This window comes from Mycobacterium kiyosense (assembly GCA_021654635.1).
Classification (GTDB): Bacteria; Actinomycetota; Actinomycetes; order Mycobacteriales; family Mycobacteriaceae; genus Mycobacterium; species Mycobacterium kiyosense.
In genome coordinates this window covers 6,127,043-6,149,554 of record AP025179.1, presented here as the reverse complement: position 1 = coordinate 6,149,554, position 22,512 = coordinate 6,127,043, and the positions used below count along the sequence as shown (strand labels likewise).

Here is a 22,512-nt window from a genome sequence, read left to right as displayed (position 1 = left end):
GGTGGTAGTACAGCTCGAACCCCGCGGTGGTAAACAAGTGCGGTGACTTCGGTGGACCGACTTGACGGCCTGGACCTGGCCGCGCTGGACGGGTATCTGCGTTCGCTGGGTATCGACCGCGACGGCGAACTGCGCGGCGAGTTCATTTCCGGTGGCCGTTCGAATCTGACCTTCCGCGTCTACGACGACGCGACCAGCTGGCTGGTCCGGCGCCCGCCGCTGCACGGGCTAACGCCGTCGGCGCACGACATGAGCCGCGAATACAAAGTGGTGGCCGCGCTGCAAAACACCCCGGTTCCGGTGGCGCGCGCGATCGCGCTGTGCGAGGACGACTCCGTGCTGGGCGGGCCGTTTCAGATCGTCGAGTTCGTCGCCGGGCAGGTGGTGCGCCGGCGCGCCCAGCTGGAATCGCTGGGCCGGCGCGCCATCGACGGCTGCGTCGACGCGTTGATCCGGGTGCTCGTCGATCTGCACAGCATCGACCCGGAGTCGGTCGGGCTGGGCGACTTCGGCAAACCCACCGGCTACCTGGAACGCCAGGTGCGGCGGTGGGGCTCGCAGTGGGAGCTGGTGCGGTTGCCCGACGACCGCCGCGACGGCGACGTGGCCCGCTTGCATTCGGCGCTGCAGCAGGCCATTCCGAAGCAGAGCCGGACCTCGATCGTGCACGGCGACTACCGCATCGACAACACCATCCTGGACGCCGAAGACCCGACCATCGTGCGGGCCGTCGTGGACTGGGAGCTCTCGACGCTGGGCGACCCGATCAGCGACGCGGCGCTGATGTGCGTCTACCGCGATCCCGCGCTGGACCTGATCATCGACACCCAAGCGGCCTGGACGTCGCCGCTGCTGCCGTCCGCCGACGAATTGGCCGACCGGTACTCGTTGGTCTCCGGGCACTCGCTGGGGCCGTGGGAGTTCTACATGGCGCTGGCGTACTTCAAGTTGGCGATCATCGCGGCGGGCATCGACTTCCGCAGACGGATGTCGGCGCAGGCCGACGGCAAGGCCGAAAACTCCGACGACGTGCCCGAGGTGGTGGCGCCGTTGATCTCCCGCGGACTCGGCGAGATCGCCAAGCTGAGCTGAGCTCGGGTCAGCGCACCGCGGCGGTGAGGTTCTTCTTGGCCGCGCGGCGCAGCTGAACGATGCGCGCGGTGCCCACCGCGAAGGTGATCAGCCCGCCACCGATGGCGGCGACCAGCATCCCCACCCCCAGCGGCGTCGTCCACTGCCAACCCAGGAAGGACAGCTTGACCGGGTCCAGGTTCTGGGTGACGAAGATCAGCAGCAGGATCAGCACCAGGAAACCCATGATCAGCGACGCCCAGAGCGCACCGGCGCGGGTGAACGTGGATGCCCTGTCCTTGGGGATCGGACGGGATCGCTCTTCGGGATTAAGCGCAGGCGACTGATCGGGCGCCGGCCGTTCGGACGGCACGCCTGGGGGATTGCTGCTCATAGGTCTATCTTTCTCCCATCCTGAGCGGATTGAAACCAAACCACGCGGGAAACTCGCAGGAAGCGTTGTCCGGGCAACGGAAACGGTTAGTGTCGGCAAGGTGAGAATGCTGCGGCGCGTGGGTTTCGCCGCGGCAGGGTGGGCGGCGGCGGTGTGCCTACTCGCCGCGTGCAGCAATCCCGATCCGTTCGGCTCGGGGGCGGGCGGCCCGAAGTCCATCGTGGTCGGGTCCGGCGACTTCCCGGAGTCGCAGATCGTCGCCGAAATCTACGCACAGGCCTTGCAGGCCAACGGGTTCGAAGTCGGCCGGCGGATGGGGATCGGTAGCCGCGAGACGTACATCCCGGCGCTCAAAGATCATTCCGTGGATCTGGTGCCGGAGTACATCGGCAACCTGCTGCTCTATTTCGAGCCCACCGCCACCGCTACCCTGCTCGACGACGTGGAATTGGCGCTCTACAAACGTCTCCCGGGCGATCTGTCGCTGCTGGCGCCTGCGCCGGCCTCCGACACCGACACCGTCACGGTCACCGCGGCGACCGCAGCCAAGTGGGGACTGAAGACCATCGCCGATCTGGCCGCGCACTCCGCCGAAGTGCGCTTCGCGGCGCCGTCGGCGTTCGCGACCCGACCGTCGGGACTGCCGGGCCTCAAGCAGAAGTACGGCCTCGATATCAGCCCGGGCAATTTCGTCCCCATCAACGACGGCGGTGGCCCGGTGACGGTGCGCGCACTGATCGAGGGAAATGTGACCGCCGCCAACATCTTCAGCACCGCGCCGGCGGTGCTGCAGAATCACCTTGTGGTGCTCGAGGATCCGGACCACAATTTCCTGGCCGGCAACATTGTGCCGCTGGTGAATTCCCAGAAGAAGTCCGACCGGCTCAAGGATGTGCTGGACGCGGTGTCGGCCAAGTTGACCACGAACGGCATCGCCGAACTCAACGTCGCGGTGTCCGGCAACGGCGGCCTCGACCCCGACCAGGCGGCCCGGAAATGGTTGCACGACAACGGTTTCGACCATCCGGTCGGGTAGCGCCATGATCCGGTTCGAGAGTGTCAGCAAGGTGTTCGACGGTGGCGCCACCGCCGTCGACAACTTGAATCTCGAAGTGCCCGAAGGCAAGTTGACCGTGTTCGTCGGATCGTCGGGCTGTGGTAAGACCACCGCGCTGCGGATGATCAACCGGATGGTCGACCCCACCTCGGGCCGTGTCGTCGTAAACGGTGCCGACGTTGCGACCGTCAACCCGGTGCGGTTGCGCCGCGGCATCGGCTACGTGATCCAGAACGCGGGGCTGATGCCCCATCAGCGGGTGATCGACAATGTCGCAACGGTTCCCGTGCTCAACGGCCAGTCCCGGCGCGCCGCCCGCAAAGCCGCCTACCAGGTGCTCGAACGGGTGGGCCTGGACCCCAAGCTGGCGAATCGCTATCCGAGGCAACTGTCCGGCGGTGAACAGCAACGGGTCGGGGTGGCCCGGGCGCTGGCCGCCGACCCGCCGATCCTGTTGATGGACGAGCCGTTCTCGGCCGTCGACCCGGTGGTGCGGCACACGTTGCAGAACGAAATCCTGCGTCTGCAAGGCGAATTACGCAAGACCGTGGTGTTCGTCACGCATGACATCGACGAAGCCTTGCGGCTGGCCGACCGGGTGGCGGTGTTCGGGGCGGGCGGCGTGCTGCAGCAGTACGACGACCCGGCGCGGCTGCTGTCCCGCCCGGCCAACGAGTTCGTCTCGAAGTTCATCGGGCTGGGCCGCGGCTACCGATGGCTGCAACTGTTGAGCGCGGCCGCCCTGCCCATGCACGACATCGCGCAGATCCCGGCCACCGGCCTGGCCGCCGCCGAACCCCCCGCCGGCTGGGCGCTGGTGGTCGACGACGGCGGCGCGCCGGTGGGCTGGATCGACGCCGACGCGCTGCGCCACCACCGCGCCGGGCTACCGCTGTCGGAGGCGATGACGTCGGTCGGGTCGGTCTTCCACGTGGACGGCAACCTGAGCCAGGCGTTGGATGCGGCGCTGGCCTCGCCGTCGTCGGTGGGTGTCGCCGTCGACCGCGCGGAAAAGGTCGTCGGCGGGGTGCGGGCCGCCGACGTGCTGGCCGCGGTCGAAGCGCGCCGCAGGAGCGAGCCGGACTGATGCACTACCTGCTGACCCATTTAGGTACCGCGTGGGCGCTGACCGTGGTGCACCTGCGGCTGTCGCTGGTGCCGGTGCTGATCGGGCTGGCGGTGGCGCTGCCCCTCGGGGTGGCGGTGCAGCGCACTCCGGCGCTGCGCCGGCTGACCACGGCTGCCGCCAGCGTGGTGTTCACCATTCCGTCGCTGGCGCTGTTCGTGGTGCTGCCGATGATCATCGGCACCCGCATCCTCGACGAAGCCAACGTGATGGTCGCACTGAGCGCCTACACCGCGGCGCTGATGGTGCGCGCGGTGCTGGAAGCTCTGGATGCGGTGCCCGGCGCGGTGCGCGACGCGGCGGTCGCGCTCGGCTACTCGCCGCTGGTCCGGATGGTGAAAGTCGAACTGCCGCTGTCGGTCCCGGTGCTGGTGGCGGGATTGCGGGTGGTCGTGGCGACCAACATCGCGATGGTGTCGGTGGGTTCGGTCATCGGTATCGGCGGCCTGGGTAGCTGGTTCACCGCCGGATTCCAGATGAATAAGAGCGACCAGATCGTGGCCGGCATCATTGCGATGTTCCTGCTCGCGGTGGTGATCGACACCGCGCTGAACCTGACCGGGCGGTTGCTCACGCCGTGGGAGCGCAGCCGGGGCATCACGACGCCGTTGGTGGGCGGCGCCCGATGAGCTTCATCGGACAAGCGCTGTCCTTCCTGACCACCGCCGCCAACTGGGCCGGTCCCGCCGGACTGGCCGCCCGGATCGGTGAGCATCTGGAGTACACCGCGCTGGCGGTGGCCGCCTCGGCGCTGATAGCCGTCCCGCTCGGGCTGGTCATCGGGCACACCGGTCGCGGTCAGGTGCTGGTGGTGGGCGCGGTCAACGGCCTGCGTGCGCTGCCAACCCTGGGGGTGCTGCTGCTCGGCGTGCTGATCTTCGGGCTCGGCCTGGGCCCGCCGATTGCCGCGCTGATGCTGCTGGGAATCCCGTCGCTGCTGGCCGGGACCTATGCCGGCATCGCCAGCGTGGATCGGCTGGTGGTCGATGCGGTCCGCGCGATGGGCATGACCGAACCGCAGGTGCTGCTGCGCGTCGAGCTGCCCAACGCGTTGCCGCTGATCCTGGGCGGCCTGCGCAACGCGACGTTGCAGGTGGTCGCCACCGCGACGGTGGCCGCCTACGCCAGCCTCGGCGGATTGGGCCGCTATTTGATCGACGGGATCAAGGAACGACAGTTCGCTTCCGCGTTGGTCGGTGCGCTGATGGTGACCGGGCTGGCGCTGATTCTGGACGGGCTGCTGGCGTCGGCGGTGTGGGCGGCGGCACCCGGATCGGGACGGCTGAGCAGGACCGGACAGGTACCTAACATCACAGTTCCCGCCTAATCCGCCGCAGCGGCCGGACACGTCTTACGGTAGACGTGTGAACGCAGCCCCTTCTGATTCGAGTCCAAGCGTCTGGCCACAGATGTTGACCTGGCGCGCCCAGGACGTATCACGCATGGAATCCGTACGAATCCAGTTGTCAGGCAAGCGAATCAAGGCCAACGGCCGCATCGTCGCGGCAGCCACCGCGACCAACCCGGCGTTCGGTGCTTTCTACGAACTGCAGACCGACGAGTCCGGCGCCACCAAGCGGTTCGGGTTGACCGTCACACTGGCCGAGCGGGAACGCCAGCTTGCCATCGCCCGCGACGAAGAGAACATGTGGTTGATCACCGACCACCAGGGACAGCGGCGCGCGGGGTACAACGGCGCCCTCGACGTCGATCTGGTGTTCAGCCCGTTCTTCAACGCGCTGCCTATCCGGCGACTCGGTATTCACGAACGGGCCGAGGTGATCACTCTGCCGATGGTCTATGTGAACGTGCCGGACATGTCGGTGGACGCGGCCACCGTCAGCTACAGCAGCGAGGGCCGCTTGGACGGGATCAAGCTGCGCTCGCCGGTGGCGGACACGACGGTGACGGTCGACGCCGACGGGTTCATCGTGGATTACCCAGGGTTGGCGGAGCGGATCTGATCACTCCGCCGGCCCGGCCGGCGGCGGCCAGTTGCTGGCGCCAGTTCTCCGCGCCGACGACGACGGCGACGATGTCGTGGCGCGGGAAGCGTTCGTAGCGGGTGCGCGCGGCGTGGCCCTCGTCGACCAGGTCGGCGACCGAGCCGTTGGCGGCTAGCGAGTCGCGGGCGCGGGAGAGCAGCTCGATGATCCGGTCGGTGGCGGGCACCAACTGGTCGGCGTTGCCCTCGCACATCGCGCGCACCAGGTCCGGGGCGGTGCCTGCGACCCGGGTGGCATCCCGAAAAGACCCTGCGGCCAGCGCAAATGCCAGCGGGACTTCGCTGGCGGTGATGGCCAGCGCCTCGGCCAGCAGATGAGGCAGGTGTGAGATCGCGGCCGCGGCGGCGTCGTGCTCGTCGGACCGGGCCGGCACCACGTGCGCCCCGCAGTCCAGCGCGAGCGCCGTCACCATCGACCACACCTCGGGATCGACGTGGTCGTCGACGCTGACCACCCAGGGCGCCCGGTTGAACAGCCCGCCGTGGCCGGCGGCCCATCCCGAGTGCGCGGTGCCGGTCATCGGATGTCCGCCGACGAACCGGTCCAGCAGGCCGGCCTCGGTCACCGCCGTAAGCACCGCCGTCTTGACGCTGGTGACGTCGGTCAACGGGCAGTCGGGCGCGGCCTCCCGGACGTGGCCGAGCAGGTGCGGCAGGGCGGGCATCGGGACGGCCAGCACGATCAGGGCGTCGCGGTCGGCGGCACGGGCCAACGCCTCGCCGAGGTCGGTGGTGGCGTCGAACCCGTCGGCCCGGGCGCCCGCAGCACCCTCCACCGAACGGTTGTAGCCGAAAACTTCGCGGCCGGCGCTCGCCGCCGCCCGCACAATCGATCCCCCGATCAGGCCCAGACCGAGTACGCACACCGGTGGACTACTCACAGGATCAAGGGTGGCACAGGCACGGTTGCGGTGGGACGCCCGTCCCGGCTTCGTCTGGCCACGGGCCAGGTCAGGGACTAGCGTAGGCGCCCATGGGCGCACAACGGGCTTCAGCAACAGGCCCGTCCGCGGACACTCCGGACGGCTTCGGCGTTGCGGTGGTACGTGAAGAGGGTCAGTGGCGCTGTGCGCCGATGGGCGCCAAGGCGCTGACCAGCCTTTCGGCCGCCGAAACCGAGTTGCGCGAGCTGCGCAGCGCCGGCGCGGTCTTCGGGTTACTCGATATCGACGACGAGTTCTTCGTCATCGTGCGACCCGCGCCTGCCCGGACCCGGCTGCTGTTGTCGGACGCCACCGCGGCGCTGGACTACGACATCGCCGCCGAGGTGCTGGACAGCCTGGACGCCGAGATCGATCCCGAGGACCTGGAGGATTCCGACCCGTTCGAGGAAGGCGACCTGGGGCTGCTGTCCGACATAGGGCTGCCCGAGGCAGTGCTCAGCGTGATCCTCGACGAGACCGACCTCTACGCCGACGAGCAGCTGGGCCGGATTGCCCGGGAGATGGGCTTCGCCGAGCAGTTGTCGGCGGTGATCGACCGCCTCGGTCGGTGACCGCAAGCGCGGCGGAGCCGGGTGCTGCGGGTCGCCGCCATCAGTCGGGGTCGGTGACCGCAAGCGCGGCGGAGCCGGGTGCTGCGGGTCGCCGCCATCAGTCGGGGTCGGTGAGTCTGTCCGTTTCCGACGAGGATCTGATCCGTGCCGCGTTGGTGGTGGCCGGGACGGCCGGCCCGCGGGACGTGCCGATCGGCGCGGTTGTCGTGGGGGCCGACGGCACCGAGCTGGCGCGGGCGGTCAATGCCCGCGAGTTGTTGGGTGACCCCACCGCGCATGCCGAGATTCTGGCGCTGCGGGCGGCGGCCTCGGCTCTGGGCGACGGGTGGCGTCTGGAAGGTGCGACGCTGGCGGTGACGGTCGAGCCGTGCACCATGTGCGCTGGGGCGTTGGTGCTGGCCCGGGTGGCCCGGCTGGTGTTCGGGGCGTGGGAGCCCAAGACCGGTGCGGTGGGGTCGCTGTGGGATGTGGTGCGGGACCGGCGGCTCAATCACCGCCCCGAGGTGCGCGGCGGAGTGCTCGCTGCAGAGTGCGCGGCGCCCCTGGAAGAGTTCTTCGCCCGTCAGCGATTGGGGTGATGGGCGTGTGGTTCGGTAAGCTGCTCGGCGGTGGCGTGTCCGAGCGGCCTAAGGAGCACGCCTCGAAAGCGTGTGACGGCTAAAACCGTCCGAGGGTTCAAATCCCTCCGCCACCGCCAACTTTTTGCCCGCGAATGCGACCGGGCTGCGATTGCTAGCCCCGACCTTCGCAGTCGGGTAGCACTCGCGGTGCGACAGGTATTAGGCCGTCTACAAGAATGAGGTCATGGTCGAGCAGAGCCTCTGGATGCAGAGGGTCAGCGCCGATCCCCAGCATTCGCACTGGTATGTGGAGCGTTTCCGTTCGAAGGCCCGCGCCGGTGAGGACCTGGACGGCGAGGCACGCCTGGTGGACGCGGTGGCACCTCGCGGTGCCCGCATCCTCGATGCCGGGTGCGGTCCGGGCCGAGTGGGCGGATATCTGGCCGCCGCCGGTCACGATGTGGTCGGCGTCGACGTCGATCCCGTCCTCATCGCGGCGGCCGAGCAGGACCATCCCGGGCCACGCTGGCTGGTCGGCGATCTGGCCGAACTCGACCTACCCGCCCGTGGCATCAGCGAACCCTTCGACGTGATCGTGTCGGCCGGCAACGTCATGACCTTCCTCGCTCCGAGCACCCGAGTCGAAGTACTGCGCCGGCTGCGCCGCCATCTGGGCGCGGACGGGCGGGTCGTCATCGGTTTCGGCGCCGGTCGCGGCTACGAGTTCGGACAGTTTTTCGACGACGTTCCGCGCGCCGGGTTGGTGCCCGAGCTGTTGTTGTCCACCTGGGATCTGCGCCCGTTGGCCGACGACTCGGACTTCCTGGTCGCGCTGCTCCGCAAGGACTGAGCCGTCCGGCCCGGGTTCAGTCCGGTTTCTGCCCGCTGACCAGCTTCTTGATCGTCTGCACCTCGCCGTCGGCGAACGGCTGGCCGGTCGGCTGCAGCAGGTCGGCGAACCACGGTTTCGGCGCTGTGGTGACCGGGCGGTCCCACGAGCTCCACGGCAGATACGTCTGGGTCTTGCCCGCCACCAGGCCCCAGTTCAAGGCGCCGACGTTGTGTCGCCGGGCGATCGGCAGGATGCCCTCCACCGTGCTGCCCAGCGATCGCGCCAGGTACTCGGTGCAGATGATCGGCCGCCCCAGCGGCTCCAGCTCGTTGATCCGGCCTTCGAACTGGGCGGGCGGTCCGTAGTTGTGGAACGTGATCACGTCGGAGTTGTCCAGCTGGATGCCGGCGATCGCGCTGCGGCTCCCGGGATCACCCCAATTGCCTTGCCACACACCACTTGTCAGTGGTTGCGCCGGATCGACGGAGCGCGCCCAGCCGAACACCTGGGGCAGCAGCGCGGCGACCTTGTCCAGCTTGTCCTTGCGCTCCACTTTGCGGTACTCGCGGGCCGGGTTGTCGGGCTCGTTCCACAGATCCCAGCCCAGCACCCGGTCGTCGTTGCGGAACTGGCTCAGCACCCCGGTGACGTAGTCGCGCAGCACACCGGCGTAGCGGGCGTCGTCGATGTGCTCGGCGCCGGGGCTTTGCACCCACCCACCCGGAGTTGTGCACCCCCGGTCGGGGCGCCCGCTGGCGGCCGATCCGCGGAAACGGGTCCCAGCAGGAGTCGAACAAGACGAACAGCGGCTTGATGCCGTGCTGTGCGGTGATACCGACGAACTGCGCCAACCGGGACTGGAAGCCTTGCCGGTCCTGAGCCCACAGCTGGTCGTGCAGGAACACCCGCACCGTGTTGAACCCGTGGAAGCGCGCAGCGCCCAGCTCGCGGTCGATGCGGGCGGGATCGTAGGTGCCGGCCTGAAACATCTCGAGCTGATTGATCGCCGTCGAGGTCGTGTAGTTGCACCCGACGAGCCAACCCTGCGCCTGATACCAGTTGTGGGCACGGTCGGCCGGCCACCGGCCCGCGTCGGCGCCGGCGCGCGGTGCACCGATCAGCGCCGTGCCCACGGCCAGCGCCAGCGGCAGCTTGAGGGCGGTTCGACGGTGCACGACGCGACGGTAGTTTCGGTCGGCGACCCCTCACGCGCGGCGTACCGGACCGCGACAAGTGAGGTGGAAAATCGTTATGCCGCCGTCATCCGCTGACGATCAGCGGAAGCGAGATCATGCCCGCGCCGCCGGTCACCATCAGCACCCAGCGCCCGTTGACCGGCAGGGTCACTTCGACGGGGAAGATGGCGAACCCGAGCTCGGCTGTGGTGGCGGCCTCGGGCAGTTCGAACTCGATGGTCAGGGACTCCTCGTCGGTGGGCGGGCGGATTTCGACTTCGACCCGCCGATCCGGGCTTCCGGTCTCCGCCTGGGTGAGCACCACCAGCAGGAACTGCGCCAGCCGATCTTCCTCGACGGCGAACCGCAGCAGCACCCCGCCCGACACGTTGAGCTTGTTGTCCACCGCCGCTGCGGCCTCGGCCAGGAAGGCCCCGACTATCACCCGCTGAACCTACCGTTGCGCTGCCCGCCAGCGCAGGTGGGTCGCGGCATATATTCGACGGGCGGCGACGAGCGGCAAGACGGCCAACGGAGGTCAGCAGCGTGGATCTTGTGGACCACATCGACCTGAGTGACCTGACCTCGCCCCAGCTGACCGAGACCCAGCGTCAGATCCTGGAGTTCACCGAGTCCAGGCCCGTTACGTTCGACGTCGACGCGATGCTCGCCGAGGCACGCGCTCAGGCCGGGGCGGACGATCTGGACGACACCGACGGTTTCACCGACCGGTTGAGCGCGCACGTCGCCGCGATCGAGGCCGACGATGGCCTGCGCCAACTCACCCGCTCCACGCTGCGCCAGCGGGTGGTGCGCCTGTTGCGCAACCGGCTGTCGTTGACCGATCTGGTCAAGCGCTACCCGGAGATCGAGTCGATCCCGATCGAGAAGCCGTTCATCGTGGTCGGGATGCCGCGATCGGGCACCACGCACCTGGTCAACCTGATCGCCGCCGACCCGCGCCGGCGTGCGCTGCCGTACTGGGAGAGCCAGGATCCGATACCGGCTCGCGGCCACGGGCCGGACGCCTGCGGCGTGGACCCGCGCTACACGCGGACCAGACAGGAACACGACGCGCTGATGGCCAGCGCGCCGCTGGTGGCGGCCATGCACGACCGGTTCCCCGAGGCCATCGAGGAGGAGGTCGAGGTCCTGGACCTGGATCTGGCTTCCTATGTGCTGGAATGGCATGCGCGGGTGCCGAGTTGGCGCGATTACTACCTGGGTCTGGATCAGCACCATCACTATGCGTATCTACGCAAAGTGTTGCAGGCCTTGACGTTTCTGCGTGGCCCGCGGACCTGGGTGCTCAAAAGCCCGCAACACAGTGAGCAACTCGGACCGCTGCTGGCGACATTCCCCGACGCCACCGTCGCCTTCACCCACCGCGATCCCGCTGCGGTGATCCAGTCGGCGATCACCATGATGGCGTACTCGGATCGTCTGCGCCGCAACAGTATTGACCCGGATTGGCTGCTGGACTATTGGACCGACCGGGTGCACCGGTTGCTCAGTGCCTGCGTGCGGGACCGCGACCTGGTCCCCGCCGAACGCAGCATCGACGTCGGATTCCATCACCTCAACGGCAACGAAATGCAGCTACTGACCGAGCTTTACCGTCGCAGCGGTGTCGAATTGACCGACCAGGCCGCTCGCTGCTTCCAGGGATACCTTGACGCCAACCCACGCGGCAAGCACGGCCGCATCCGCTATGACCTGCAACGGCATTTCGGTGTCAGCGCCGAAGAGGTGCGCACACGATTCGGTTTCTACTTCGACAGGTTCGACGTTCGTGCCGAATGAGGGAGAGACAGTGAACTTCGAGCCCGTCTACCGCAGTCGCCCAGGCGCCGACCAGATGCGCCCGGCCGCCGCCGAACGCGCCGAACCGATCGCCCCCGGGTTGTGGTGCTCGCCCGGGCTTTCCAACTCATACCTGCTGACCACCGACGACGGACGGGTGATCGTCAACACCGGGATGGGATTCGAAGGGCCGGTGCACCGCGCCAACTTCGACGCCGTCGACACCGCGCCGGTGCGCTACATCATCTTCACGCAAGGCCACGTCGACCACGTCGGCGGCCTGGACAGCGTCCGCGATCCCGACACAGTCGTTGTCGCGCAGGCGAACTGGACGCTGTGGCGTGACGACAACGAACGCCTCATCCCGTACCGGGCCAGTCGCAGCGCGTTCGCGTTCCAAGACACCCTGGCCGCCGGAATCCCAGCCATCCAACGCCGGCTCGGCACCAAACGGCTGCCCCCGCAGAGCGTTCCCGCGGTCGATCTCGACTTCGACGACACGCTGACCCTGCAGGTCGGGGGACGACGGCTGGAGCTCATCTCGGTGCCCGGGGGCGAGACCACCGACTCGCTGGTGGTGTGGCTACCTGAGGAGCGAATCTGCCTGTGCGGCAACACGTTCGGTCCACTGTTCGGGCATATTCCGAACCTGGTCACCATGCGCGGTGACCGCTACCGAGATGCCTTGACGACGATCGCCTCGGTCGAGCGGGTGCGTGATCTGAAGCCGGACCTGCTCGTCACCGGCCACTTCGAGCCGATCGCCGGCGCCGAGCTGATCGAGGCGGAACTCACTCGATTGCGCGACGCGATCCAGTATGTGCACGACCAGACCGTCGCCGGAATGAACGGCGGCAAGGACGTCGAAACGTTGATGCGGGAGATCGCCCTGCCCGCGGAATACGAAGTGGGACAAGGCTACGGCAAGGTCGCCTGGGACGTGCGGGCCATCTGGGAGAACTACTCGGGCTGGTTCCATCACCGCTGCACCACCGAACTGTATCCGGTAGGGTTCGGCGCGGTGGCCGCCGACGTCGTCGAACTGGCCGGCGCTGATGCGCTCGTCGACCGCGCCCGGGGCCACTTGGCGGCCGGCCGTCCGCTGCACGCCATCCACCTCGCCGAACTGGTCGCCGACCAACCCGCCGCGCGCGAAGTGCTCAAGACCGCACACGAGCACCTGCTGGCCGACAGCACCAACTTCTGGGAAACCGCCTGGCTCACCCAGCAGGTGGCAAGAAACTCGTAGCCATGTTGCTCACCGTACTGAGGTTGCTGGGAGTCGAATTCAGCCGGCGCGGCAAGCTGATGGACAACCTGGTCGAACAGATGCTGGCGTTCTGGGCGGACATCGGCACCTGGACCCGGCCGCATCAGCCGCTCTATGTGGGCGGCGGGTCGTTGGCCACCGCGCGGCGTGCGGCGCGGTTCGGGCTGCCGCTCGGTCTGGCCGATCACCTGCCCGAGGTCGCGGCCCGCTACCAGCTGTGCGCCGAGGGCGGCACCAAGCCGCTCGTCGTCATGCCCCGACCGGTCAACCGCGGAATGATCTACCTACACGGGACCCCGACCGCGCCTGGGCCGAACTCGGCGACCACATCCGGCGGGAGGCGGTCACCTACGGCGCCCCGGCGCCCGCCCGCAACTATCTTCCGGCGAGCGGCCTCAAATGTACGGTTCCCCGCGTCGAATACCGACATTTTGGGGACGTTCGCGCTATGAAGGCTTGAGTCCCAGCCGCCCAGCTGCCCAGTTCAGAGGCTCAACCCGGACGGCTGCGGCATCTCGCTGACCAGCACCGGCAGCGAAATCGCTCCGGTACCGCCGGTCACCACCATCACCCAGCGGCCGTCGGTCGGCAGCTGCAGCTGCAGCTCGAAGAACGCGAACCCGGGGAACTCGGCGACAGCCGCCTCCGGCACCTCGAACTCCAGCTTGATCGGCTCGTCGTCGTTGGGCGGGCGCATCTCGATCTTGATCTGCCGGTCGGTGTTGCCGGGTTCGGCCTGCGTCAGCACCACCAAGACGAATCGGGCCGAGCGGTCGGGCCCGAGCCCGAATCGGGACAGCACGCCGCCCGACACGTTGAGTTTGTTGTCGACGACGGCAGCCGCGTCGGCCAGGAAGGCGCCCGTTAGTATCACGCCGCTGAACCTACCCCGGCGGTGTTACGACTCCACCGCGACCCGTGCGCAGAGAGATTTGCCCGCCATCCGCGGGCCGGAAGCGCAATACTGAGCCAATGCCCGATCGCAACGTGCTAGGCGGCCCGCTGGAACCGTGCGGCACCGAGCCGATGACCGGCTTCTATCGGGACGGCTGTTGTGCCACCGGGGAGGAGGACCGCGGCCTGCACACCATCTGTGCCGTGGTGACCGCGCAGTTCCTCGAGCACCAGCGCTCCATCGGCAACGACCTGTCCACCCCGGTGCCCCTGTACCGGTTCCCCGGGTTGCTGCCCGGCGACCGCTGGTGCGTCACCGCGCGGAACTGGCTGCGCGCCCACCAGGATGGCTGCGCCGCTCCCGTGGTGCTGGCCTCCACCCATCAGCGCACGCTGGACGTGGTGCCGCTCGAGGTGCTTCAGCAACACGCGGTGGACGTGCCTGACGACATCGCAAATCTCTGAGATGTCCCAACGGTCTTGCCGGGCATGTGGTCTCGCCCTTCGGGACGGCGCCAGGTTCTGCGACGGCTGCGGCACCGCGGTGCAGCCAGACTCCGAACGTGCAGAGTACAAGCAGGTGACGGTGCTGTTCGCAGACGTGGTGGGGTCAATGCGACTCGCGGCGGCGTTGGGACCCGAAGGACTGCGCGACCTGATGGCGCAGGTGTTCACCCGTTCTGCGGCTGCTGTGCAGCGCTATGGCGGCACCGTCGACAAGTTCACCGGCGACGGGATCATGGCGGTATTCGGGGCGCCGGTCGCGCTGGAGGACCACGCCCGGCGGGCTTGTCTGGCGGCGTTGGACATCCAGGGCGAAGTCGCACACCTTGACACCGGCCTCGGCCCCCCGTTGCGGCTACGGGTGGGCCTCAACTCCGGCCAAGTGATCGCCGGTGAAATAGGTTCTGGCCCTTCGGGTTATACCGCGGTAGGCGAGCAGGTCGGGATGGCCCAGCGGATGGAGTCCGCGGCCGCGCCGGGTGGGGTGATGCTCGGCGAGTCCACCGCCAAGCTGGTCGAGAACCTCGCGGTGCTCGGCGAACCCGAACTAGTGCATATCAAAGGCTCGCAAGCCCCAGTGCCCGCGCGTCGACTGCTGGCCATGCCTTCCGGCCGGTTCGTATCGCCGCGGCGGGAGTCGACCCTGGTTGGGCGCACTTGGGAGCTGAACACCATCGGCGGGATATTGGAGCAGGCGATCGGGGGAAACGGTTGTGTGGCAGCGGTGGTCGGCCCGCCGGGAATCGGCAAGAGCCGAACTGTCGCCGAAGCAGTGCAGCGCGCCACGTCCGCCGGTCTCGAAGTGTTCAGCACCTACTGCGAATCACACACCCGCGACGTGCCCTTCCATGTGGTTGAGCGGTTGCTGCGATCGGTCTTCGGGATCAACGACGTCACCCCCGAGGTGGCCCGGGAACGTACCCGTGTCCGGATACCCGAGGCGGACGCCGAAGATCTGCTGTTGCTGGACGATCTGCTGAGGGTCGCCGATCCCGCCGTCGCACTTCCTGCCATCACCTCCGACGCGCGCCGTAGACGGCTGGGAGCGATGTTCAACGCCGCCGCGCTGGCCCGCAGCACGCCGGCAATCTTCGTGGTCGAGGACGCGCATTGGATCGACGAAGCCAGCGAGGCGATGCTCGCCGACTTCGTAACCGTGGTGCCGCAGACCCACTCGCTGGTGCTGATCACCTATCGGCCCGAATACCGCGGCGCACTGTCCCGAACCACCGGCGGGCAGACGATCGCGTTGGCGCCGCTGAACTCCGCGCACACGCTGGCGTTGATCGGTGAGTTGTTGGGGGCGCACCCGTCGCTGAGCAGTCTGGCGCGTCAGATCGCGGAGCAGGCCGCCGGCAATCCGTTCTTCGCCGAAGAGATCATCCGGGACCTGGCCGAGCGCAACGTAATCCGGGGTGACCGTGGAGGTTACGAATGCCGCGACGAAACCGCCGCCGTCAGCCTCCCGGCCACCCTTCAGGCCACCATCGCCGCCCGTATCGACCGGTTGGACGCCGGCGCCAAGCGGGCGATCAATGCCGCGGCAGTCATCGGGTCGCGCTTCACCCCCGACCTGCTCACCGCGCTCGGCGTCGAGCCGGTGCTCGACAAGTTACTGCGGGCCGAACTGATCGACCAGGTGCGGTTCACTCCGTACGCGGAATACGCATTCGGGCACCCGCTCATTCGCACGGTCGCCTACGAGTCGCAACTCAAGGCCGGGCGCGCCGAATTGCACCGGCGGGTGGCCGCAGTCATCGAAGCACGCGATCCCGGCAGCGATGAGAATGCTGCCCTGATCGCCGAGCACCTGGAAGCCGCCGGGGATCAGCGGACCGCGTTCGGCTGGCACATGCGTGCTGCCGCGTGGTCCAATCATCGCGACCGCGCCGCAGCCCGGGCGAGCTGGCAACGCGCCCGCCGTGTCGCCGATCAACTGCCGCGCACTGACCCGGACCAGGTGCGGATGCAGATCGAGCCCCGAACCATGTTGTGCGCCAGCTCATTTATCGCCGGTATCGGTTTCAATGAGACGGGATTCGAGGAACTTCGGGATCTGTGCACGGCGGCTGGTGCCAAGGAGTCATTGGCTATCGGTATGTACGGCCCGATGATGGTGCTCGCAACCAATGGACGACCGGGCGATGCCGCCGCAATGGCTTCGGAATTCATCGATTTGATCGATTCGATCGGGGATAGCACCCTGGCCGTCGCCCTGCTCAACGGAGCGGCATACGCGTACTCGGAGGTCGGAGAGGTCAGTAAAGCACTCCACGTCTCCCAACGAATAGTCGATCTTGCCGAGGGGAAACCTACTCTGGGCGATCTCGTATTCGGTTCGCCGCTCGCCCTGGCGATCGGGATGAAAGCGTTGGCAATGATGCGACTCGGCATCGACGGATGGCAATCCGACGCCGACGTGGCCATCACGATGGCGGCCCCGATCGATCCGACCAGCCACGTCGCCGCGATCATGTGGAAATACATCGGCGCCATCCCCGCCGGAGCTATCGCCGCGGATGCGACCGCGTTAACCGAGACGGCCCTGGCGTTGCGGATCGCCGAGCAGACGGGTGACGACTTCATTTTGGGGCTTGCCCAGATGACGCACGGCGGCGTGCTAATTCGCCACGGTGATCACACCCGCGATGAAGGACTTGAGCTGTTGCGTCGCACCCGCGAATCCGCGGAAATCGGGCGGTTTCCCCCGCGTTGCGGTCCCGATTGTCGACCCTCAGCTGGCCCGAGAGTTGGCCCGCACCGGTGACCTCGACGGAGCGGTCGAGCTGGCTCGATCCGTCTTCGACAACGACCTCGAGACGAGCGAGATGTTCTGGGCTTGGCTGGCGGCCGACGTCCTCGTCGAAGCACTGGCGCAGCGGCGTGCCGATGGCGATCTGGCCGAGGCGCAGGCCACCGTCGATCGCTTGGCCGCAGCCTCACCTCACCCGAACCCGGTTGCGTCATCGACCAACTCACCGTGCTGCGGCTGCGGGGCCTACTGGCCCGAGCACACGGCGACGCTGACACCCACCAGCAGTTCATCGACCGCTGCCGCGCGAAGGCCGCAGCGACCGGATACGAACCGTTCGCGAAGGCTCAGGGCAGCGCGGTCGAATACAGCCACGCATCCCACAACGGCCGCAGCGACTCGTCGCTGTAGTTGGCCGCCAGGCCGGTGAAGTCGTCGGTGCTGGCGGTCGAGTGCCGATACCGCGATGTCCAATCCTTCAGCAGCGCAAAGAACTTCACGTCGCCCAGTCGTCCGCGCAGCGTGTGCAGGGTCAGGGCGCCCCGCTTGTACAGCCGGTCGTCGAACATGCGCCGGGGTCCCGGATCGGTGAGCAGCAGGTCCTGCGGCTGACCGCGAAGCTCCTCGTGGTACTCGGCGGCCAGCTCCCCGGCGCTGGGTCCGCCGCTGTGCTCGGACCACAACCACTCGGCGTAGCAGGCGAAGCCCTCGTGCAGCCAGATGTCGCGCCACCGCCGCGCGGTCACCGAATTGCCGAACCACTGGTGCGCCAACTCGTGGGCGATCAGCCGCTCGCTGTCTCCGCTGCCGTCGCAATGATTGGCACCGAAGATCGAAATACCTTGTGCCTCAAGCGGAATCTCCAGCGGATCGTCGGTGACCACCACCGTATAGCCGTTGGCCAGCGGGTACGGCCCGAACAGCTCGACGAACAACTTCATCATCTGCGGCTGCTCGCCGAAGTCGTGGTCGAAGTTCTTCTTCAGCCGTTCGGGCAGGGCCGCTCGGATGGTCACCGGCGTCCTGGCCAGCCGGGCCGGCTCGTACACACCGATCTGCAGTGTGACCAGGTAAGTCGAGGTGGGCTCGGGTTGTTCGTAGGTCCAGACGGTCTGCGACGCCCGCACCCGACGCGACACCAGCTTGCCGTTGGCCACCACCCGATAAGCACTTTCGGCGCTGACCTGGATGCGGAAGGCGGCCTTGGCACTGGGATGGTCGTTGCAGGGGAACCACGAGGCGGCGCCGTTGGGCTGCCCGGCCACCAGTGCGCCGTCGGTCAGCTCCTCGAAACCGACTTCGCCCCACAGCGTTCGGAATGGCTTCGGGTGGCCGCTGTAGCGCACGACGATCGACATCGCCGCGCCGGTCGCCAGCTTCGACGACAACGTGATGCGCAATTTGCCGGCGCGGCAACTGAACCGCTCGGCGCGCTTACCGTTCACCGAGACCTTCGAGACCGCCAGCACACTGGACAGATCCAGGGTGAACACCTGCAATTCGGTGAGCGTGACCGCGGTGATCGTCGCGGTGCCGGACAACCGGTTGATGCCGACCTTGTACTGCAGATCCAGTTCGTAGCGCGACACCGAGTAGCCGAAGTTGCCGTTCTGTGGCAGGTACGAATCGAGCGCCCCGTTCTTCGAGGCTTTCTTGGCCGCGGTCTTCACGCCGCGGTGCCTTCGGCTTCGGTGTTCTTGCCCTTCTTCCGGCCCGGATTACGGGCCGGTTTCCATGGCCGTACCGGATTACCTTGCCAGCGCGTCGATCCCGGCACCTCGTCGCCGCGCACCACCAGCGAGGCGGGCCCCACCGAAGCTCCGGCGCCAAGCCGGGCCGCGGGCAGCGCGACGCAGTGCGGGCCCAGCGTGGAGCCGGGCTCGAGCACGACGGTGTCCATCCGCATGATCCGGTCGTGGAACAGATGGGTCTGCACCACACAGCCGCGGTTGACGGTGCTGCCCGCACCGAGAGTGACCAGGTCGGCTTCGGGAAGCCAATAGGTCTCACACCAGACCCCGCGGCCGATGTCCGCCCCCAGCCCGCGCAGCCCCACAGGTTCAGCACCGGCGTACCGGCCGCTGCGCGCGCGCAAACCAGGGCGCCGCAACGGTTTCCACGAATGTGTCGGCGAGCTCGTTGCGCCAGACGAACGACGACCACAGCGGGTACTCGCTCGCGCGGATCCGGCCCACCAGCAACCATTTGGCCGCCACCGTCACCACCCCGGCCAGCACACCCGCGGCCAGCAACACCAACCCTCCGCCCAGCGCGGCCCACCCGATCCCGAAGCCCGCCAGGTACTGCAGCCCGCCCAACATCGCCAGCCCGATGGCGGCGGTGACCATCATCGGCACCAACCGGCAGGTCTCCACCACGGCCCGCATCAGCTTCAACCGGGTCGGCGGAGCGTAGGTGGTCTCCTCGTCGGCCTCGGCGGGACGGCGGCGCAGTCGCATCGGCGGACTGCCCAGCCAGGACGAGCCCCGTTTGGCCTTCGGCGGCGTCGCCGACAGCACCGCGACCAGCCCGTCGTCGGGCACCCGACGGCCCGGCTGGGTGATGCCCGAGTTACCCAGGAAGGCGCGCCGCCCGACCGTGGTCTCGGCAGCGTAGATCCAGCCGCCGCCAAGCTCATACGACGCGACCATGGTGTCGTCGGCCAGGAACGCGCCGTCCTCGATGACGGCGAACTGGGTGTGAGCAACACCGTGGAGATCTCGGTGCCGCGCCCGACCCGCGCGCCCAGGATGCGCAACCAGATCGGGGTCAGCAGGCTGGCATACAGCGGGAACAGGTAATTGCGGGCGGCGTCCATCAGCCGTTCGGTGGTCCACAGCTGCCAGCCGGCCCGGCTGCGCACCGGGTGATATCCCTCGCGCAGCCCGATCGACAACGCCCGCACCGCAACCGCTGTCGCCGCCGCGTACACGGCCACCGCGACCAGGGTGGCCACCGGTGTCCACACCAGGGCCGGCAACACGGCCTGTGCCAGGCTGCGCGTACGGTGCACCGCCAACCCGATGACGGCCAGCCCCGCGGCCGCGGCCAGCAGCGGTAGGCCGGCCAACACCATCGACGTCACCCCGTACCCGGCCACCCAGTAGGAGCGCGACGGTGGCCGCTCGTCGGGCCACGGGTGCTTGACCCGGCCGGACTTCGCGGCCGGAGAACCCTTCCAGTACTGCCCGTTCTTGATCTTGTCGACCACACCCGAACCCGGTGCCACGTCGGCGTTCTTGCCGACGACCGCGCCGGGCAGCAGCGTGGTCCGGGCGCCGATGGTCGCGTCGTTGCCAATGGTGATGGCCCCGACGTGGAACATGTCCCCGTCGACCCAATGCCCACACAGGTCCACCTCGGGTTCGATCGCGCTGCGCTGCCCGACCTTGAGCAGACCGGTCACCGGCGGCATCGAGTGCAGGTCCACGCCCTTGCCGATCTCGGCTCCCAGCGCGCGTGCGTAGTAGACGAGCCACGGTGCGCCCGCAAGGTTTTCGGCCCCGCTGGCCGCGGCGAGCCGCTCGGTGAACCAGACCCGCAGATGCACCGAACCCCCGCGCGGGTAGCTGCCGGGCTTGACGCCGCGCAACAGCAGGCGGGCGCAGAGCACTGCGCTGCCCATCCTGCCCAGTGGCGTGACGAACAGGACGAACGCGGCGACCACCAGCCACCAGTTCACCGCGACCGTCCACGGCACTACATGCAGCGCACGGGCGAGGTTGTTCCCCAATGCCAGCCAGGTAACCCATTGCAAGGCAGCCAAGGTCGCCAACGGCAGTGCCAACAGCAGCTGGGTCGCCTGGGTGCGGCGGGGGACCGGCACTACCACCCGCTCGGTGACCTGCGGCGGCGCCTCCTGTTCGTCGAGGAAACCGGCGAGCGATCCCAGCCGCGGATGGTCGTAGAGGTCGGCGACGGTGATCTGTGGGTACTGTCGCCGCAACGTGGCGACCAGTTGCGCGGCGGCCAGCGAACCACCGCCGAGCGCGAAGAAATCTGCTTGCGGGCCAACCACTTCCGCGCCCAGTAGGTCCCGCCACAACCCGGCCAGCACGCCGGCGGTGCCGGCCAGTTCCGGGGTCTCGTCGGTGCCGCCCGGTGGCGGCCACGGTAACGCATCACGGTCCACCTTGCCCGAGGTACGGGTGGGCAGCGCCTCGACGCGGACCAGTCGGGGCACCAGGGCGGCGGGCAGATGCTCGGCAAGTTGGTTGCGCGCCTTGGCGATATCGAAGTCCGGGTCCGCGCTCACCAGATACCCGACCAGCACCGGGGCGCCGGCCCCGGTGCGCCGCACCGCGGCCGCGGCGCCGCTGACCCCCGGCAGGTTCACCAGCGCCGCGTCCACCTCGCCGAGCTCGATGCGCCGCCCGCCGACCTTCACCTGGTCGTCGCGGCGGCCGCAGAAGTACAGGCCGTCGCGCTCGAGACGGACCAGGTCACCGCTGCGATACGCTCGCGGCCACCCCAATGTCGGCATCGCCGCGTACTTTTCGGCGTCTTTGTCCTCGTCCAGATAGCGCGCCAGCCCCACCCCGCCGATCACCAACTCGCCGGTCACCCCGTAGTCGACCGGCTCGCACTGGTCATCGACGACGGCCAGATCCCAGCCCACCAACGGCAGTCCGATGCTCACCTGCGAACCGTCCAACCGGGCGGCGCAGGCGACGACGGTGGCCTCGGTGGGACCGTAGGTGTTCCACACCTCACGTCCCTCCACCGCTAACCGCTCGGCAAGCTCGGGCGGACACGCCTCACCACCGAAGATCAACAGCCGCACCGCTTCCAGCGCTTCGGCGGGCCACAGCGAGGCCAGCGACGGCACCGTGGACACCACAGTCACGTCGCGGGTCACCAGCCAGGGGCCCAGGTCCATTCCGCTGCGCACCAGCGACCGCGGCGCGGGGACCAGGCAGGCGCCGTGCCGCCACGCCAGCCACATCTCCTCGCACGACGCGTCGAACGCCACCGACAGCCCGGCCAGTACTCGGTCGCCCGGTCCGATCGGATTGTCCTGCAAGAACAGTCGGGCCTCGGCGTCGACGAACGCGGCGGCACTGCGGTGCGTGACGGCCACCCCCTTGGGAGTGCCGGTGGAACCGGAGGTGAAGATGATCCACGCGTCGTCGCGGGCCAGCGGCGCCCCGGCTCGCCAGCCGCGGGAGGCGCCCAGGGTGCGTTCGATGCCATTCTCGGTAATCACGGCGACGACATTGGCCTCGCTGAAGACCAGCTCGGCCCGCTCGTCGGGATCGTCGGCGTCTACCGGGACGTACGCGGCGCCCGCGGCCAGCACCGACAGGATCGCCACGTACAGCGAATAGCTGCCTGAGGGCATCCGGACGCCGATGCGGTCGCCGCGGCCGATGCCCCGGGCGGCCAGCCAGCGCACACTTTCGGCCATGTCCTCGAGCAGTTCGCGGTAGGTGAGCTGCACCTCGCCGTCGTCGATCGCGGCGGCATCCGGATAGCGCGCGGCTGTCTCGTTGATGATGTCGATGAGCGTGCGCGGCCTGGGCGCGTCAGCCGACCGGAGGTACTGCGCGGGGGTCTCGGGCACCTTACGAAAAT

At 68.3% G+C, this 22,512-nt stretch carries 18 protein-coding genes, 1 tRNA gene and 3 pseudogenes; 15 read left to right on the top strand and 7 right to left on the bottom strand.

What is annotated here, in order from left to right; genetic code table 11:
* Positions 1-42 precede the first annotated feature (42 nt).
* Positions 43-1,092, top strand: coding sequence for a phosphotransferase family protein (locus L6444_RS29130; RefSeq protein ID WP_236978969.1), 1,050 nt, complete (start codon positions 43-45; stop codon positions 1,090-1,092).
* 7 nt (positions 1,093-1,099) lie between these two features.
* Here L6444_RS29130 and L6444_RS29125 read toward each other — a convergent pair whose 3' ends face one another.
* Positions 1,100-1,465, bottom strand: a complete 366-nt coding sequence (locus tag L6444_RS29125) for a LapA family protein (RefSeq protein WP_236978967.1) — start codon at positions 1,463-1,465, stop codon at positions 1,100-1,102.
* A 106-nt stretch (positions 1,466-1,571) separates the two neighbouring features.
* Between L6444_RS29125 and L6444_RS29120 the strand changes: the two genes are divergently transcribed.
* Genes L6444_RS29120 through L6444_RS29100 form a run of 5 tightly spaced genes read left to right on the top strand, consistent with a single transcriptional unit; the run spans position 1,572 to position 5,612 of the window.
* Positions 1,572-2,501 (top strand): ABC transporter substrate-binding protein, encoded by a 930-nt coding sequence (locus L6444_RS29120; protein WP_236984501.1) that lies wholly within the window; start codon positions 1,572-1,574, stop codon positions 2,499-2,501.
* A gap of 4 nt (positions 2,502-2,505) precedes the next feature.
* A complete protein-coding gene (locus L6444_RS29115) occupies positions 2,506-3,609 on the top strand; it encodes an ABC transporter ATP-binding protein (protein WP_236978965.1) in 1,104 nt (367 codons plus the stop codon).
* On the top strand, positions 3,609-4,277 hold the full coding sequence (locus L6444_RS29110) for an ABC transporter permease (RefSeq protein WP_236978963.1): 669 nt from the start codon (positions 3,609-3,611) through the stop codon (positions 4,275-4,277). The genes L6444_RS29115 and L6444_RS29110 overlap by 1 nt, the downstream gene beginning before the upstream one ends.
* The gene (locus L6444_RS29105) at positions 4,274-4,975 is read left to right on the top strand and encodes an ABC transporter permease (RefSeq protein WP_236978961.1); all 702 of its coding nucleotides are present in this window, start codon (positions 4,274-4,276) and stop codon (positions 4,973-4,975) included. The genes L6444_RS29110 and L6444_RS29105 overlap by 4 nt, the downstream gene beginning before the upstream one ends.
* Before the next feature lie 37 nt (positions 4,976-5,012).
* The gene (locus tag L6444_RS29100; RefSeq protein WP_236978959.1) at positions 5,013-5,612 is read left to right on the top strand and encodes a putative glycolipid-binding domain-containing protein; all 600 of its coding nucleotides are present in this window, start codon (positions 5,013-5,015) and stop codon (positions 5,610-5,612) included.
* Here L6444_RS29100 and L6444_RS29095 read toward each other — a convergent pair.
* A complete protein-coding gene (locus L6444_RS29095) occupies positions 5,575-6,519 on the bottom strand; it encodes a prephenate dehydrogenase (RefSeq protein ID WP_236984499.1) in 945 nt (314 codons plus the stop codon). The genes L6444_RS29100 and L6444_RS29095 overlap by 38 nt on opposite strands.
* A 107-nt stretch (positions 6,520-6,626) precedes the next feature.
* Between L6444_RS29095 and L6444_RS29090 the strand changes: the two genes are divergently transcribed.
* From L6444_RS29090 to L6444_RS29070, 4 genes are all read left to right on the top strand, one after another.
* Positions 6,627-7,148 carry a tRNA adenosine deaminase-associated protein gene (locus tag L6444_RS29090; RefSeq protein WP_236978948.1) on the top strand — a complete coding sequence of 174 codons (522 nt, stop codon included), beginning with the start codon at positions 6,627-6,629 and terminating at the stop codon, positions 7,146-7,148.
* Positions 7,149-7,264: 116 nt separating this feature from the next.
* Positions 7,265-7,726, top strand: coding sequence for a nucleoside deaminase (locus L6444_RS29080; protein WP_236984497.1), 462 nt, complete (start codon positions 7,265-7,267; stop codon positions 7,724-7,726).
* Positions 7,727-7,755: 29 nt separating this feature from the next.
* Positions 7,756-7,845 (top strand) — tRNA-Ser (locus L6444_RS29075).
* A 107-nt stretch (positions 7,846-7,952) separates the two neighbouring features.
* Positions 7,953-8,558 (top strand): class I SAM-dependent methyltransferase, encoded by a 606-nt coding sequence (locus L6444_RS29070; RefSeq protein ID WP_236978946.1) that lies wholly within the window; start codon positions 7,953-7,955, stop codon positions 8,556-8,558.
* Between the two features lie 16 nt (positions 8,559-8,574).
* Here L6444_RS29070 and L6444_RS29065 read toward each other — a convergent pair.
* Together L6444_RS29065 and L6444_RS29060 are read right to left on the bottom strand one after the other, a co-directional pair.
* Positions 8,575-9,715: pseudogene (locus tag L6444_RS29065) on the bottom strand (glycoside hydrolase 5 family protein).
* A gap of 85 nt (positions 9,716-9,800) precedes the next feature.
* The gene (locus tag L6444_RS29060) at positions 9,801-10,160 is read right to left on the bottom strand and encodes a hypothetical protein (protein ID WP_236978944.1); all 360 of its coding nucleotides are present in this window, start codon (positions 10,158-10,160) and stop codon (positions 9,801-9,803) included.
* 101 nt (positions 10,161-10,261) lie between these two features.
* On the opposite strand from L6444_RS29060, the gene L6444_RS29055 reads away from it, so the two are divergent.
* The 3 genes and pseudogenes from L6444_RS29055 to L6444_RS29045 form a co-directional block, all read left to right on the top strand.
* The gene (locus L6444_RS29055; RefSeq protein WP_370653051.1) at positions 10,262-11,518 is read left to right on the top strand and encodes a sulfotransferase family protein; all 1,257 of its coding nucleotides are present in this window, start codon (positions 10,262-10,264) and stop codon (positions 11,516-11,518) included.
* 55 nt (positions 11,519-11,573) lie between these two features.
* The gene (locus L6444_RS29050) at positions 11,574-12,767 is read left to right on the top strand and encodes an MBL fold metallo-hydrolase (RefSeq protein ID WP_236984493.1); all 1,194 of its coding nucleotides are present in this window, start codon (positions 11,574-11,576) and stop codon (positions 12,765-12,767) included.
* A 26-nt stretch (positions 12,768-12,793) separates the two neighbouring features.
* Positions 12,794-13,143 (top strand): annotated as a pseudogene (locus tag L6444_RS29045) (LLM class oxidoreductase); the annotation flags it as partial.
* Between the two features lie 129 nt (positions 13,144-13,272).
* Here L6444_RS29045 and L6444_RS29040 read toward each other — a convergent pair.
* Complete coding sequence (locus tag L6444_RS29040; RefSeq protein ID WP_236978942.1) at positions 13,273-13,662, bottom strand: hypothetical protein; 390 nt, start codon at positions 13,660-13,662, stop codon at positions 13,273-13,275.
* A 98-nt stretch (positions 13,663-13,760) separates the two neighbouring features.
* Between L6444_RS29040 and L6444_RS29035 the strand changes: the two genes are divergently transcribed.
* Positions 13,761-14,147, top strand: coding sequence for a DUF2237 family protein (locus tag L6444_RS29035; RefSeq protein WP_236978939.1), 387 nt, complete (start codon positions 13,761-13,763; stop codon positions 14,145-14,147).
* Positions 14,029-16,953 carry an adenylate/guanylate cyclase domain-containing protein gene (locus tag L6444_RS29030; RefSeq protein WP_459551889.1) on the top strand — a complete coding sequence of 975 codons (2,925 nt, stop codon included), beginning with the start codon at positions 14,029-14,031 and terminating at the stop codon, positions 16,951-16,953. Before L6444_RS29035 ends, L6444_RS29030 begins: the two co-directional genes overlap by 119 nt.
* A 332-nt stretch (positions 16,954-17,285) precedes the next feature.
* On the opposite strand, the gene L6444_RS29025 is transcribed toward L6444_RS29030, so the two are convergent.
* Complete coding sequence (locus tag L6444_RS29025; protein WP_236978938.1) at positions 17,286-18,608, bottom strand: M1 family metallopeptidase; 1,323 nt, start codon at positions 18,606-18,608, stop codon at positions 17,286-17,288.
* A pseudogene (locus L6444_RS29020) lies at positions 18,605-22,501 on the bottom strand (Pls/PosA family non-ribosomal peptide synthetase). The gene L6444_RS29025 and the pseudogene L6444_RS29020 overlap by 4 nt, the downstream one beginning before the upstream one ends.
* Positions 22,502-22,512: the final 11 nt, after the last annotated feature.